Origin of the sequence: Janibacter terrae NBRC 107853, assembly GCF_001591405.1 — a bacterium.
GTDB classification, from domain to species: Bacteria; Actinomycetota; Actinomycetes; order Actinomycetales; family Dermatophilaceae; genus Janibacter; species Janibacter terrae.
In genome coordinates this window covers 69,542-83,535 of the sequence record NZ_BCUV01000002.1, presented here as the reverse complement: position 1 = coordinate 83,535, position 13,994 = coordinate 69,542, and the positions used below count along the sequence as shown (strand labels likewise).

Sequence of the window (13,994 nt, the reverse complement as noted above, 5' to 3'; positions counted from 1 at the left end):
CGTGCGAGTCCTGCTCGTCGAGGACGATGACCGGGTCGTCGCGGCCCTGGAACCCGCGCTGCGCCGGGCCCAGCTGATCGTCACGCGGGCGGCGACCGCGGCCGAGGCGATCGGCCGCTACGAGGACGTCGACCTCGTGCTCCTCGACATGGGTCTGCCCGACCAGGACGGCCTGGCGCTGGCCCGCCAGATCCGCCAGCTCACCGGGGTGCCGATCATCGCCGTGACCGCCCGCCGGGACGAGGCCTCCGTCGTCTCCGCGCTGCGCGCCGGCGTCGACGACTACGTCACCAAGCCCTACCGCCTCGCCGAGCTCATGGCGCGCATCGACGCGGTGATGCGCCGCTCCGGCCATGCCGTCCCGGTGCCCGTCGAGCAGGTCGGCGACGTGCGGCTCGACCACGGCGCACGCCGCGTGTGGGCCGGGGAGGTCGAGGTCTCGTTGACCCGCAAGGAGTTCGACCTGCTGGCGGCCCTCGTGCAGGCCGGCGGTGACGCCATCACCCGCGAGGCCCTCATGGAGTCGATCTGGGACACCTCGTGGATCGGCGCCTCGCGCACCCTCGACGTGCACGTCTCCGCCCTACGCACCAAGCTCGGCCGGCCGGGCCTCATCGAGACCGTGCGCGGCATCGGCTACCGGATCCGGGACGGGGGCTGATCCGTGCGCCGTCGCATGCTCGCCATCGCCCTGCCCCTCCTGGCGATGCTCCTCATGGCGCTCATGGTCCCGCTCCTCGCCGCCTACGCCGCGGACCGCACGCAGGACCAGTTCGTCGGTCGGCTCGGTGACGTCGCCCGCTTCGCCGTGCTCGCGGAGGACGCCATCGAGGACGACGACGTCGTCGGCCTCGAGAGCGAGCTGCGGCGCTACACCGAGGTGTACGGCGGCTCGGTCGTCGTCACCGACGCCAACCGTGAGGTCGTGACGAGTGCCGGGACCGACCCCGCCGGCCCGCGCACCGAGGCGGCGATCACCCGGGCCCTGACCGGCGCCACCACGCACCCGCCGGAGACCGCCTGGCCCTGGCACGAGGAGCAGATGCTCATCGGCTCGCCGGTCGGCCGCGACGCCCAGGTGCTCGGAGCGGTCGTCGTCGTGGCCCCGACCGACGAGGTGCGCTCCGACGTCCTCGTGCGGCTGGTCGTGCTCGGTGGGCTCGGCGCCGCGACCGTGCTGCTCGCCGCCTACGGCGTCGTCGTGCCCGCCGTCGGCTGGGTCCTGCGGCCGGTCCACGCCCTCGACGTCACCGCCAGGCGGCTGAGCTCCGGGGACATGGACGCCCGCGCCAACGAGACCGGCCCGGCCGAGCTGCGCGAGCTGGCGCACTCCTTCAACGGGATGGCCGACAGCGTGCAGGCCTCCCAGGCCCAGCAGCGCGAGCTCGTCGCCGACGCGGCCCACCAGCTCGGCAACCCACTCACCGCGCTGCGCCTACGGGTGGAGAACCTCGCCTCCGAGGGCGTCGACCGGGACGACGTCGAGCCGGTCCTCGAGGAGACCGACCGGCTCAGCGCGACCGTCGAGTCGCTGCTCCACCTCTCCCAGGTCGGTGCCGCGACCGTCACCCGGACCCGCGTCGACGTCGCCGTGGTCGTGCGCCATCGCTGCGAGATGTGGGCACCGGCCTTCGACCGGCTCACGGTCCACGCCCCGCCCGAGGCGCCCGCCCTCGCGACCGTCGAGGTCCTCGACACCGCCCTCGACGCGCTGCTCGACAATGCCGCGAAGTTCGCGCCCGGCTCGCCGGTCGAGGTGACGGTGACGCAGTCGGGGGGATCCCCCTTCGCCGGACCGGTGCGGGTGCGGGTCGTCGACCACGGGCCGGGGCTCCACCCCGACGACCTGGCCAGGGTGGGGGCGCGGTTCTTCCGCGGACGGGCCCACCAGAACGTGCAGGGCACCGGCCTCGGGCTGGCCATCGTGCGCGCTCGGCTCACCGAGTGCGGCGGTGACGTCGAGGTCTCGCAGACCCCGGGGGGCGGGCTCACCGTGGACCTCACCCTGCCCGGCGCCGACTAGCGCTGCTCGCGGTAGTACCGCAGCGCGCCGGGGTGCAGCGGCAGCGGGCTGGTGTAGATCGCCGTGCCGACGTTGGGCTGGCGCAGGCCGGGCGCGAGCTCCTCGATCGCCGGCTGCTCCTCGAACATCACCCGGGTGAGCGCGTAGACGAGGTCGTCGTCGAGGTCCGGCCGCACGAGCACGTGGTTCTGCACGCTCACCGTGTCGACGGCGCGCTCGAGCCCGTAGGTCGACGCGGGGATGGAGGACCGGGAGAACTCGGCGCCGTGGTCGCGGGCCAAGCGCGGGGCCATCGTGCCGAGCGGGACGAGGCGGATCGGTACCTGCTCGGACAGCCGCAGGACCGCGGTGTTCGGCAGCCCGCTCACGAAGAAGAAGGCGTCGAGGGTGTCCTGGGCGATGGCGTCCGCGGACTCCTGCAGGGTCTCGGCGATCTGCTCGATGTCCTCGTCGGCGAGACCCGCCGCGCGCACGACCCGCCAGGCGATGCCGCGCGTGCCGGAGCCGGTCGCGCCGAGGCTCACGCGGCGGCCGCGCAGGTCCTCGAGCGAGCGGATGCCGGAGTCGGCGCGCACGACGAGGTGGACGAAGCTGTCGTACGCGCGGGCCATCGCGACGATGTCGACCGGCTCACGGAACTCACCGCGCCCGCGGCGGGCGTCGGCCGCGACGTCGGCGAGGGTGAAGCCGATGTCGCTCACCCGCTGCGACACCTCGCGGACGTTGTCGATGCTCGCGTTGGTCCCTCGGGTGCGGACGCCGAGGCCCAGCCTCTCGGCGAAGACCTCCGCGAGCGCCTCGCCGTAGCGGTGGAAGACCCCGCCGGGGTTGCCGGTCGCGATCGTCAGCCGGGCGTCGGGCAGGTCGTCCCAGGAGCGTCCTCCGCACGCCGTGAGCGCGGGCGTGCCGAGCAGCGGGGCGGCGAGGCCCGCGCCGAGCACGGCGCGACGGGCGGGAGGCATGCGCGCCAGCATCCCACGCGCCCGGGGTGGGTATCCCCACGGCAGGATGAGCCCATGCGCCCGATGCTCGCCACCGCGACCGAGTCCGTCCCCGCGGGTCCCGGCTGGGCGCACGAGGTCAAGTGGGACGGGATGCGGGTCATCGCCGAGGCGAAGGGCGGCGGCCTCACGCTGACGAGCCGCACCGGCCGGGACGTCACGGTCTCCTTCCCCGAGCTCGTCCCCCTCGCCGACCTCTACGACGACATGGTCCTCGACGGCGAGGTCGTCGCGCTCGAGGACGGGCGGCCCTCCTTCGGCGCGCTCGCCGAGCGCATGCACGTGACCGACGCGCGCCGGGCCGCGCGGGCGGCGGTCGCCCGGCCGGTGACGTACATGGTCTTCGACGTCCTGCGCCTGCTCGGCCAGGACCTCACGGGGCAGCCGTGGACCGCGCGGCGGGCGCTCCTGGAGCAGCTCGAGCTCGAGGGCACGCGCTGGCAGACGCCGCCGGTCCACGACGACGGGGCCGGCCTGCTCGCCGCCACCGCCGAGCAGGGCCTCGAGGGCATCGTCTCCAAGCGCCGCACCTCGCTCTACCACCCTGGCCGCCGCTCCACGGACTGGCTCAAGCTGCCCCACCGCGCCAGCGAGTCCGTCGTCGTCTGCGGCTGGCGCCCCGAGACCGGCGGCGTCGCCCTGGGGTCCGTGCTCGTCGGCGAGCCCGGCGGCTCCGGGTGGGAGTTCGCCGGCCGGGTCGGCTCCGGGCTCGCTGGACGTGCGGGGGCGAGTCTCCTCACGCGGCTGCGTCCGCTGGAGCGAGCGGGGTCCCCCTTCGTCACCGAGGTGCCGCGCGAGGACGCGCGCGGGACCACGTGGGTGGAGCCGGAGGTCGTCATCGACGTGGCGAGCCTGGGCCGCAGCAGCGGTGGCCGGCTGCGCCAGCCGTCCTACCTGCGCGTGCGGTCGGACCTGACCGCCGCGGACCTGAGGGAGACGAGCGGTGCCTGAGACCTCGGCGACGCGGGTCCAGGTCGCGGGGCGCACCCTGCGCCTGACCTCGCTGGACAAGATCATGTACCCCGCGACCGAGACGACGAAGGGGGAGATCCTCGACTACTACGCCCGCGCCGGAGAGACCCTCCTCGCGCACCTCGCCGAGCGGCCGGTGACGCGGGTGCGGTGGCCGCACGGTGTGGGCGGGGAGAGCTTCTTCGAGAAGAACCTGCCCTCGGGCGCGCCCTCGTGGCTGCCGAGGGTGACGATCGACGACGTGACGTACCCGCTCGTGGAGGATCTCGCGCAGCTGACCTACCTCGTCAACCTCAACAGCATCGAGCTGCACGTACCGCAGTGGCGCGTGGACGCCGACGGGCAGCGGGTCAACCCCGACCGCCTCGTCATCGACCTCGACCCCGGCAAGCCGGCCGGCCTGCACGAGTGCGCCCGCGTGGCGCTGCTGCTGCGCGAGCGGCTCGGCTCCCTCGGGCTCGACCTCCACCCCGTCACCTCGGGCAGCAAGGGGATGCAGCTCTACGCGGCGCTCGGTGGCGACCTCACGAGCGACCAGGTCCGCGACCTCGCGCAGCAGCTCGCCCAGGAGATGACCAAGAAGCACCCCGACCTCGTGCTGTGGAAGATGACCAAGACCCTGCGCCCGGGCAAGGTCTTCCTCGACTGGAGCCAGAACGTCGCCGCCAAGACGACGATCTGCCCCTACTCGATGCGCGGACGTGACGACCCCTGGGTCGCGGCGCCCCGCACGTGGGACGAGGTCGAGGCCGGCGCCGAGGACCCGGACGCACTCGTCCAGCTCGACGGCGAGCAGGTCCTCGACCGGCTCGCCGAGCACGGCGACCTCCTCGCTCCCCTCCTCCCCTGACGCCCCGTCCCCCGAACCTGCATTCCCCTAGGGCAATGCAGTCTCAAGGGGCCGCGAAGCGGCGCTCGACGAAGGACCGGTGGGCCATGCCGATGTGCGCGGCCATGAGGTCGCCGGCCAGCTCGGCCTGCCCGTCGGCGACGGCGCGGGAGATCATCCGGTGGAACTGCACGCTGCGGTCGATGTCCTCGTCTTCGTAGTCGAAGAAGCTGCCCGGGGTGAGCGAGGTGCGCGCGAGGGCCGTCGTGATCCTGAACTGGCGCGGCGACTCGGCGGCCGCGAGGACGAGCTCGTGGAAGTCCCGGTTGTTGTGGTGCAGGTCGTCGCGCCGACTCGGGCCATGCTGTGCCGCAAGGGCGCTCATCTCCTCGACGAGCTCGGACAGCCGCGCGACGTGGTCGGCGCTGCGGTGCACCGCCGCCCGGGCGGCCGCGCGGCGCTCGAGCAGCCCCCGCAGCTCGAAGACCTCGTCGACGTCCGCCCGGGTGAACTCCGCGACGAAGGCGCCCCGTCGTGGCTCGAGGGTCACCAGCCCCTCGTCGGCGAGGCGGTGCAGTGCCGAGCGCACGGGGGTGCGGCTCACCCCGAGCGCCTCGCTCAGGGCCTCCTCGGGCAGGCGGCTGCCCGGCGCGTGCTCGCCGGAGAGGATCCGGCTGCGCAGGCTCTCGTAGACGCCGTCGGCGCGGGCCACCGGCTCAGAAGGCCGCGCGCGCGTCGTGCCGCGCGAGCCGCCGCAGCAGGTGGTCGACCTCGGCGCGGGCGGTCGGCGTCAGGCCGCGCGAGGGCGAGCGCTGCGCGTCGGAGGCGAGGACCCCGCGGCGCTGCAGGACGTACTTGCGCACCGCGAGACCGACGCCCGGCTGCTGCTCGTAGCGCATCAGCGGCAGGTGCGCGTCGAAGAGGTCGTGCGCCGCCTCCCGCTCCCCCGCCCGCGACATCCGCACGACGTCGACGAGCAGGTCGGGGAAGCAGTAGCCGGTCATCGCGCCGTCCGCGCCGCGCTCCATCTCGTAGTCGAGGAAGAGCCCGCCGTTGCCCGTCAGGACGGACAGGCGCGGCATCTCCCCCTTCGCCTCGAGGTCACGCAGGGCGGTGATCTTCTCCAGCCCCGGCCAGTCCTCGTGCTTGAGCATCACGGCACCCGGGTTGTCGCGGGCGATGCGCGCGATGGTGCCCGGCGACATCTGCACGCTGAAGGTGAGCGGGTAGTCCTGGATGACGAAGGGGGTCCCCTCCCCGATCGCGTCCGCCGCGCCGGCGTAGTACCCGACGACCTGGTCGTCGGTCCGCAGGGTGTTGGGCGGGGCGATCATCACGCCGGCGGCACCGGCGTCCATGACCGCGGCGGTGAGCGAGCGCATCGCGGCGAAGCCGGGTGCGGAGACCCCGACGACGACCGGCACGTCGGCCCGCTCGATGACCCGGCGCGCGATCTCGACGGCCTCGTCCTGGTCGAGCTTGGGCGCCTCGCCGAGCTGGCCGAGGACGGTGAGCCCGTCGACGCCGACCTCGCCGTAGAAGTCGACGAGCCGGTCGAGGGAGGCGTGGTCGACGCTGCCGTCGGGGGCGAAGGGGGTCGGCGCGATCGCGTAGACGCCGGCCGTGGTGCGGGAGAGGGTCATCGTGGCTCCTGGTGTGGTGGGTGGTTCAGATCGCCGGGACGTAGCCGCCGTCGACGCGCACGACCGACCCGGTGATGTAGCCGGCGGGCACGCCGGCGAGGAAGGCGACGGTCTGGGCGTACTCGCGGGGATCGCCGTAGCGGCCGGCGGGGATCGTCGCGAGGCTCGCGGCCGTGACCTCCTCGGCAGTGCGGCCCTCGCGCTCGGCCTTGGCCGCGTCGAGGAAGGCCACGCGGTCGGTCGCGATCCGACCCGGCACGACGACATTGGCCGTGATGCCGTCGGCGGCGACCTCGCCGGCGAGGGTCTTGGACCAGCCGAGCAGCGTGCTGCGCAGGGCGTTGGACAGCCCGAGCCCGGGGATGGGCGCGACGACACCCGAGCTCGTCGAGGTGATGACCCGCCCCCAGCCGCGCTCGCGCATGCCGGGCAGCACGCGGTTGGTGATGGTGATGACGGAGAGGACCATCGAGCGGAACTGGGTCTCCCACACCGACGCGTCGGCGGCGGTGACGGCCCCCGGCGGCGGCCCGCCGGTGTTGCCCACGAGGATGTCGACACCGCCGACGGTCTCCTCGATCCAGCCGATGCGGGCGTCGACGACGTCGAGCTCGCCGAGGTCCCAGACGAGCGCATGAGCCCGGCCGCCGGCGGCGGTGATGTCGGCGACGGTCGCGTCGAGGCGCTCGCGGCTGCGGCCCGCGACGACGACGGTCGCGCCCTCCGCGGCGAGCTCGCGGGCGATGGCCCCGCCGAGCCCACCACCTCCGCCGAGGACGAGTGCGGTCCTGCCGGTGATCCCGAGATCCATGTCAGCTCCTGTCGGTCGTGCGGGTGGTCGTCGCGAGCCAGGCGAGTGCGTCGTCGAGGCTCGTGGTCGTGGGTGGGTCGCCGGCGGCGGCCTCCGCCGTGCCGGCGAAGCGCGCCTCCACCTCCCGGAGCAGCGGTGACGGACGACCGCTGTCGGCGAGCTGGTGGGCCGCGCGGGCGACCTCGTGGCGACGTCGTGCGGCGTGCTGCGGGTGGGAGCGCACGACCGCCTCGACGAAGGGGGTCAGACCACCCTCGTCGATGTCGGCCAAGACGGAGGCGAGCTCGTGGCGGACCCCGAGCTCCTCGGCCGCGAGGAGGCACTCGACACCGAGGGCCTCGAGCCCCTTGGTGAGGACGCTGCGCAGCAGCTTGAGCGCCGCCGCGTCCCCAGGCCCCGCGGCGGGGAGGTGCCGCACGGGCGCGCCGAGGTCCTCGAGCCCCTCGAGGCCGGCGGGTGGGCCGGCGACGAGGAGCGGGGTCGCGGCGCCGGTCAGGCCGACGGCTCCCATGATGACGGCATCGACGTAGCCGGTCCGGCCCGCCGCCGCGTCGGCGGAGCGGCGCTTGTCGGCCGGGGAGGCGGTCGTGAGGTCGACGACGACGGCCCCGACGGGCAGGTGGTCGACGAGTCCGCGGACGACGTCGTGGGCGAGCTCGCCGGCGACGCAGACCCAGGCGCGCTGGACCTGCGCGAGCCACGGCCCGAGGGACTCGTGGAGCGGGACGTCGTGCTCGCGGGCCCACTTCGCGAGGGCCGCTCCCGGCGCCGGGTCGCACAGCACGAGCTCGTGGGCGCCCCCGTCGACCAGAGCGCGGGCATAGGTCGTCCCGACGTCTCCGCACCCGACGACGGCGATGCGCACGGCTCCTCCTCGATACAAGATCAAGACAATCGGAGCGAGATCATCGCTGATCGTGCCCGCTGACCAACGAACCGTATCCCATGCGGTCTCCCCTCCCCCTTCCCGCCCGTCGGCCACTCGTCTGCATTGCCCTAGGGCAATGCAGACGAACGGTCGGAAGAGGTCGCATTGCCCTAGGGCAATGCGGGGGGGGCAGCGGGTCAGGCCCCGGCGGTCCGCGGGCAGCCGGCGCACGGCAGGCAGCCCGGGAGGGCGTACATCAGGCAGCACGAGAGCCGGCGCGGTGGGGTGCGGCCGATGGTGCGGGCGAGCGCCTGCTCCCACATGTCCTCGACCATGCCGAGGCGCTGGCGGCTGCTCATCTTCGTCGGGGTCGGCAGGCCGGTCGCGAGCCCGGTCGCGGCGGCGCGGTAGGACTGCCACGCGGCCTCGTGGCGCTCCAGGTCGTCGGCGATGCGCCGGTGACCGCCGGCACGCACCTGCACCGCCACCGGGTAGGCGTACACCGGGTCCAGGTCGAGGGACCACAGCCGGGTCTCCGCCGACAGCGCGAAGGGGGTGCGCATCGCCGCCGTCGCGACGACCGTCGCGAGCGGGTCGAGCAGGTACTGCAGGACGAAGGCTGCCGGCATGCCGGGCGGCGCGACCCCGGACTGCGCGATCGTCAGCCGCTCGTAGCGCTCGATCCACGCCGGGGCGATCTGGAGCGCCTCGGCGAGGGGGACGCCGAGGTCCGGGTCACCGACGTCGGCGACCCGGACCGTGAGGAAGGCGAGGTGTCGGTCGAGCTGCGCGAGGCCCTCGCGCAGCTCGACGACCGTGGGTGACCCGCTCAGCCGTTGGCCTTGGCGTAGGCGTCGCGGACCTTCTGGCTGATCCGGCCGCGGTCGGACACGTCGTGGCCGTTGGCGCGGGCCCACTCGCGGATCTTGGTGAGCTCGCCGCTGTTGCTGCGCGAGCCGGAGGGGGCGCCGCTGCTGCGGCGACCCGAGACGCGACGGCCGGCGCCGATGTAGCCCGCGAGGGCGTCACGCAACGTGGCGGCATTCTTGTCGCTGAGGTCGATCTCGTAGGTCACGCCGTCGAGGGCGAAGGTGACCGTCTCGGTGGCCTCGCCACCGTCGAGATCGTCCTCCAGCAGGATCTGGACACGCTGAGCCATGGAAGTCTCCGTAAAGGTGGTGAATGAATGTCTGTCATTCACCACCTTAGGCTATTCGCCGCCCTGCGGAGAATCCCCGGAAATGTCCTTCTTCTCGTGCGCATCCTTGCGCTGCTCCGCATTCCACTTCGCCAAGGCCTTGCGCTCGCTGCGATCGGCCTCGAGCATGTATCGGATGATCCAGTAAAAGAGGAATGCGACCCCGACGGTCGGCAGCAGGGCCGCGGCATAGGGCCAGTACTCGTTGATGAATTCCATGATCAGGCCTCGGGCTTGGTGTGCGGGAAGAGAATGGTCTCCCGGATCCCGGCACCCGTGAAGAGCATGATGAGCCGGTCGATCCCCAGACCAAGACCGCCCATCGGCGGGGCGCCGAACTCCAGGGCGCGCAGGAAGTCCTCGTCGAGCTGCATGGCCTCCTCGTCGCCGGCCGCGGCCCGCCGCGACTGGTCCTCGAGGACGCGGCGCTGGATCACCGGGTCGATGAGCTCGGAGAAGGCCGTACCCCGCTCGACGCCGCCGATGAAGAGGTCCCAGGCCTCGATGAGACCGGGCTCGTCGCGGTGCGGGCGCGCCAGAGGCTGGGCGATCGCGGGGTAGTCGCAGATGAAGGTCGGCTGCACGCACGTCGGCTCGACGAGCTCGGCGACCAGCTCCATGGCGATCTTGCCGGCGTCCTCCCACGACGGGTCGAGGTCGACCCCCTTCGCCGCCGCGATCTCGCGCAGCCGCTCCGCGGGAGTCCTGACGTCGATGCTCTCGCCCACGGCCTCGCTCAGGGCCTCGTAGAAGGGCAGCCAGCGCCACTCGCCGTCGAGGTCGACCTCTCCACGAGGCGTCTGCACCACGCGCGTCCCGGCCACATCGGCGGCGGCCAAATGCAGGTCCTTGATCAGCTCGGCCATCGTGAACTGGTCCCCCCAGGCCTCATAGGCCTCGAGCGAGGTGAATTCCGGAGAATGCGTCGAGTCGACGCCTTCGTTGCGGAAGAGGCGACCCATTTCGTACACGCGGTCGATGCCACCGACGACCGCCTTCTTGAGCGGCAGCTCGAGCGCGATCCGCAAGGACATGTCCTGACCGAAGGCATTCATGTGCGTGTTGAAAGGACGGGCCGCGGCGCCGCCGTGCACGGTCTGCAGCACCGGCGTCTCGATCTCGATGAACGAGCGCGCGTGCAGGGTCTCGCGGATGGCGCGCACGATGCCCGCGCGCAGCCGCACCATGTCACGGGCCTCCTGGCGCACGACGAGGTCGGCGTAGCGCTGACGCACCCGCGACTCCTCGGACAGCTCCTTGTGCAGGACCGGCAGCGGCCGCAGTGCCTTGGAGGCCATGACCCATGACGTCGCCATGACCGACAGCTCGCCGCGACGGGAGCGGATGACCCGGCCGGTGACGGCGACGTGGTCGCCGAGGTCGACGTCGGCCTTCCACGCCGAGAGCGCGTCCTCGCCGACCTCGGCCAGGGAGAGCATGACCTGCAGACGCGTGCCGACGCCCTCCTGGAGCGCGGCGAAGGCGAGCTTGCCGGTGTTGCGCACGAACATCACCCGGCCGGCGACGGTCACGACGTCCTGGGTCTCCTCGCCGGTCTCAAGGTACGCCCAGCCCTCGGTGACCTCGGCGAGGGAGTGGGTCCGGCCGATGCCCACCGGGTACGCCTGCCGGCCGTCGGCGAGGAGCCGGTCGCGCTTGTCGCGCCGGATGCGCATCTGCTCCGGCAGCTCGTCGTCGGCAGGGGTCTCGATGGGGGCGTCACTCACGGGAGACCACGATATCCGCGCCCCCTGCCCCGCCCCGAATCCACGTCAGTCGCGAGGGCGCAGCACCTGCCACGCGAGGAGTGCCGCGCAGACCGCGAGCGTGATCGGGCCGGCGTCGGTCGCGTCGCCGATGAGCACGAGCGCGGTCCCCGCGAGCGCCAGGTCGGTCCCGAGGACGAGCCGCTGGACGAGCCCGACGTGCAGCGCCCCGCCGGGGGTGGACAGGGCGACCCCGAGCCCGGGCGGCGGGTCGCACGCCCGCATCGCCCCGGCGAGCGCCGCGAGCGCGATCGCGGGCGGGGCCCACCACGGCAGGCCGAGCGCGCCCACGGCGACGAGGGACCCCACGAGCGCCGCGACGAAGGGGGGTCCCGCCAGGACCGCGGTCACCGCGGCAGGGTGCGCGGGCAGGGCGCGACGCAACCCGGGCGTGGTGAGCCACGTCGAGAGCCCACCGGCCGCCGTGCGCGCGACGGCGAAGACTGCCAGCGCGGCGAGGACGGCACCGGCGAGCCGACCGAGGAGGAGGCCGGCGACCAGGGCCCCCACGCAGCCGAGCAGTGCGGTGACCAGCTGGCGCGAGCGGCGGGAGAGCGCGTGCAGCTCGTGGACGAGGACGCCGGACAGCGCCCCGCCGGCCCCGGGGCGGCTCGGACGGGTGCCCCGCCGGGCGAGCCGACGACGGGCCGCCAGGACCTCGAGGGCGACGCCGTCGAGCATCAGCGTCGCCGCGGTGACCGCCTGCACGACCTGCCCGGCCCTCGCGAGCTCGACGTCGGGGACGGACCGCGAGGCCGGGCCGGGCCGCCAGGACCCGCCCTGGCGGCGCAGGGCGAGCGGCCCGAGCACCAGGCACACGAGCAGCCCGACGGCGGCGCACCCGAGGACCGGGACGACCGGCGGCGCAGCCGACCCGGACCCGCCCGCGAGCGCGAACCCGACGAGCACGCCCCACGAGGCCCCCGCCACCGCCGCGACGAGGAGCACCCGCAGCACGGTGCCGCGCAGCAGCAGCCCCCGGTCCGCGGGTGTCGACAGCAGCCACGTCGCCTGCCCGGGGTCGGCGGAGACCGGTCCGACCGCGCGCAGCCCTGCCCAGGCGGCGAGCACTGCCAGCGCGGCGGCCCCGACGGCCACGAGGTCGTGGCCACCCGGGCCGAGGCACACGGCGGTGTCGCAGTCGGGGCGCAGGATGGCCGGCCCGGTCGCCGCGAAGAGCATCGTCAGCAGCGTCGCGGCGATGAAGAGCCCGACGTACCAGTCCTGGACGACCTGCAGCGGGCTCGGTGCGCGGGAGGCGCGGCGACGCGTGCGCAGCACCTCCCGGGCGAGCACCCGGTCACCCGCACGGTCGCCGGCGCCGCCGCTCACCTCAGACATCGCCCTCGAGGGCCACGACGCGGGCACCGCTGCGCCGCACCACCTCCGGGTCGTGGCAGGCCACGAGCACCGCACGCCCTGCGGCGGCATGGCCGGCGAGCCAGTCACCGAGCCAGGCCCGTCCTGCGTCGTCGAGCCGCTGCTCCGGCTCGTCGGCGAGCAGCAGCGCCCAGGGCCGCACCATCGCCGTCGCGAGCGCGAAGCGCTGCGCCTGGCCCGACGACAGGGTCCCCGGCAGCTGGTCGGCGACGTGCTCGATGCGCGCCTCGTCGAGCGCGCCGGCGACCACGGCCTCGGGGACGTCCACGCCGTGCCCTCGTGCCAGCAGGTCCAGGTGCTCGGCGACCGTGAGGTCCGGCAGGACGCCGAGGTCCCCGAGCACCGCGCACAGCGCGCGCCGGGTCTGCGGCTGGCGGGTGTCGAGACGGTGCTCGCCGAGGAGGACCTCCCCCTCGTCCGGTGTCTCCGCGCCCACCACGCACCGCAGGGCGGTGGACTTGCCGACGCCGTTGGGCCCGACGAGGGCGACGACCTCGCCGGCGGCGACCTCGAGCTCGAGCGTGTCGAGGACGATCCGCTCGCCGTAGGCCTTGCCCAGGCCGCGCACCGTGAGCATCAGAGCAGGTCGAGCGCGAGGTCGACGATCGGCGATGAGTGGGTGAGGGCACCCACGCTCATCCAGTCGATTCCGGTGGCCCCGTACGCGGCCGCGACCTCGAGCGTCAGACCTCCGGTCGCCTCGATCTCGACGCGCTCGCCACGCTCGTCGGCCCACGCGCGGGCGGCGTCGACGGTCGCCCGGAGCAGGTCGACGGGCATGTTGTCGCACATGAGGAACCGAGACCCTGCCTCGAGCGCCTCGAGCGCCTGCTCGGTGCTCTCGACCTCGACCTCGATCGTCACCTCGGGGTAGCGCGCGCGGATCGCGGCGTAGGCGGCGGCCACTCCCCCGGCGGCGTGCACGTGGTTGTCCTTGACCATCGCGACGTCGTAGAGGCCCATGCGCTTGTTGGTGCCGCCGCCGCATCGGACCGCGTACTTCTCCAGCGCGCGCAGGCCCGGCGTCGTCTTGCGGGTGTCGAGGACCGTGCACCCGGTGCCCTCGAGCGCGTCGGTCCAGCGCCGCGTGTGGGTCGCCACCCCGGTGAGCCGCGACATGATGTTGAGCAGCGTCCGCTCGGCCATGAGGACCTGGCGCAACGAGCCGCGCAGCTCCGCGACGACGTCCCCGCGGGCCAGGGCGCTGCCGTCGGCGATCCGCACGTCGAGCGAAGGGGAGGTCCCCCCCGTCCTCGTGGCGACCTCGTCGAGGACGAGGGCGATGACCGGGCCCCCGGCGAGCACACCCGCCTCGCGGGCGACCACCTGACCCGCACCCACCTGGTCGGCGGGGATCGTCGCGGTGCTCGTCACGTCGAGCGCCTGCGGCCCGAGGTCCTCGTCCAGGGCCGTGGCGACGAGGCGGCGGGCGGCCTCGTCGGGGAAGACGAGCTCTCGGTCGGGCTGCTGGTCGGCGGTCACGGAGCGAGGCTAACGTGAGCG

The 13,994-nt window shown here is 73.9% G+C and carries 16 protein-coding genes; 4 read left to right on the top strand and 12 right to left on the bottom strand.

Features of this window, described 5'->3' with window-relative positions:
• Window position 1: 1 nt before the first annotated feature.
• The gene (locus tag JT1_RS00425; protein ID WP_068321313.1) at window positions 2-661 is read left to right on the top strand and encodes a response regulator transcription factor; all 660 of its coding nucleotides are present in this window, start codon (window positions 2-4) and stop codon (window positions 659-661) included.
• A gap of 3 nt (window positions 662-664) precedes the next feature.
• The gene (locus JT1_RS00420) at window positions 665-2,023 is read left to right on the top strand and encodes a sensor histidine kinase (protein WP_169701781.1); all 1,359 of its coding nucleotides are present in this window, start codon (window positions 665-667) and stop codon (window positions 2,021-2,023) included.
• On the opposite strand, the gene JT1_RS00415 is transcribed toward JT1_RS00420, so the two are convergent.
• On the bottom strand, window positions 2,020-2,985 hold the full coding sequence (locus JT1_RS00415) for a TAXI family TRAP transporter solute-binding subunit (RefSeq protein WP_169701780.1): 966 nt from the start codon (window positions 2,983-2,985) through the stop codon (window positions 2,020-2,022). The two genes, JT1_RS00420 and JT1_RS00415, sit on opposite strands and share 4 nt — an antisense overlap.
• 54 nt (window positions 2,986-3,039) lie before the next feature.
• On the opposite strand from JT1_RS00415, the gene ligD (JT1_RS00410) reads away from it, so the two are divergent.
• Window positions 3,040-3,975 (top strand): non-homologous end-joining DNA ligase, encoded by a 936-nt coding sequence (gene ligD / locus JT1_RS00410; protein WP_068321304.1) that lies wholly within the window; start codon window positions 3,040-3,042, stop codon window positions 3,973-3,975.
• Complete coding sequence (gene ligD, locus JT1_RS00405; RefSeq protein ID WP_068321301.1) at window positions 3,968-4,846, top strand: non-homologous end-joining DNA ligase; 879 nt, start codon at window positions 3,968-3,970, stop codon at window positions 4,844-4,846. Before ligD (JT1_RS00410) ends, ligD (JT1_RS00405) begins: the two co-directional genes overlap by 8 nt.
• A 43-nt stretch (window positions 4,847-4,889) precedes the next feature.
• Here ligD (JT1_RS00405) and JT1_RS00400 read toward each other — a convergent pair whose 3' ends face one another.
• The 11 genes from JT1_RS00400 to nadC form a co-directional block, all read right to left on the bottom strand.
• The gene (locus tag JT1_RS00400; RefSeq protein WP_068321298.1) at window positions 4,890-5,537 is read right to left on the bottom strand and encodes a GntR family transcriptional regulator; all 648 of its coding nucleotides are present in this window, start codon (window positions 5,535-5,537) and stop codon (window positions 4,890-4,892) included.
• A 4-nt stretch (window positions 5,538-5,541) separates the two neighbouring features.
• Window positions 5,542-6,468, bottom strand: a complete 927-nt coding sequence (locus tag JT1_RS00395; protein ID WP_068321294.1) for a dihydrodipicolinate synthase family protein — start codon at window positions 6,466-6,468, stop codon at window positions 5,542-5,544.
• Between the two features lie 25 nt (window positions 6,469-6,493).
• Entirely contained in the window at window positions 6,494-7,279 is a 786-nt protein-coding gene (locus JT1_RS00390) for an SDR family oxidoreductase (RefSeq protein ID WP_068321291.1), read from the bottom strand.
• Window position 7,280: 1 nt separating this feature from the next.
• Complete coding sequence (locus JT1_RS00385; RefSeq protein WP_068321288.1) at window positions 7,281-8,144, bottom strand: NAD(P)-binding domain-containing protein; 864 nt, start codon at window positions 8,142-8,144, stop codon at window positions 7,281-7,283.
• A 200-nt stretch (window positions 8,145-8,344) separates the two neighbouring features.
• Window positions 8,345-9,064 (bottom strand): hypothetical protein, encoded by a 720-nt coding sequence (locus JT1_RS00380; protein ID WP_068321285.1) that lies wholly within the window; start codon window positions 9,062-9,064, stop codon window positions 8,345-8,347.
• The gene (locus tag JT1_RS00375) at window positions 8,977-9,306 is read right to left on the bottom strand and encodes a histone-like nucleoid-structuring protein Lsr2 (RefSeq protein WP_068321282.1); all 330 of its coding nucleotides are present in this window, start codon (window positions 9,304-9,306) and stop codon (window positions 8,977-8,979) included. Before JT1_RS00375 ends, JT1_RS00380 begins: the two co-directional genes overlap by 88 nt.
• Before the next feature lie 51 nt (window positions 9,307-9,357).
• Window positions 9,358-9,564: a hypothetical protein gene (locus JT1_RS00370; RefSeq protein ID WP_068321279.1), complete on the bottom strand. Its 207-nt coding sequence runs from the start codon at window positions 9,562-9,564 to the stop codon at window positions 9,358-9,360.
• Between the two features lie 2 nt (window positions 9,565-9,566).
• A complete protein-coding gene (gene lysS / locus JT1_RS00365; protein WP_082807410.1) occupies window positions 9,567-11,021 on the bottom strand; it encodes a lysine--tRNA ligase in 1,455 nt (484 codons plus the stop codon).
• A 96-nt stretch (window positions 11,022-11,117) separates the two neighbouring features.
• Entirely contained in the window at window positions 11,118-12,452 is a 1,335-nt protein-coding gene (locus JT1_RS00360; RefSeq protein WP_169701779.1) for a DUF6297 family protein, read from the bottom strand.
• The gene (locus tag JT1_RS00355) at window positions 12,445-13,068 is read right to left on the bottom strand and encodes an ABC transporter ATP-binding protein (protein ID WP_068321270.1); all 624 of its coding nucleotides are present in this window, start codon (window positions 13,066-13,068) and stop codon (window positions 12,445-12,447) included. The genes JT1_RS00360 and JT1_RS00355 overlap by 8 nt, the downstream gene beginning before the upstream one ends.
• A complete protein-coding gene (nadC, locus tag JT1_RS00350; RefSeq protein ID WP_068321267.1) occupies window positions 13,068-13,973 on the bottom strand; it encodes a carboxylating nicotinate-nucleotide diphosphorylase in 906 nt (301 codons plus the stop codon). Before nadC ends, JT1_RS00355 begins: the two co-directional genes overlap by 1 nt.
• Between the last annotated feature and the right edge of the window lie 21 nt (window positions 13,974-13,994).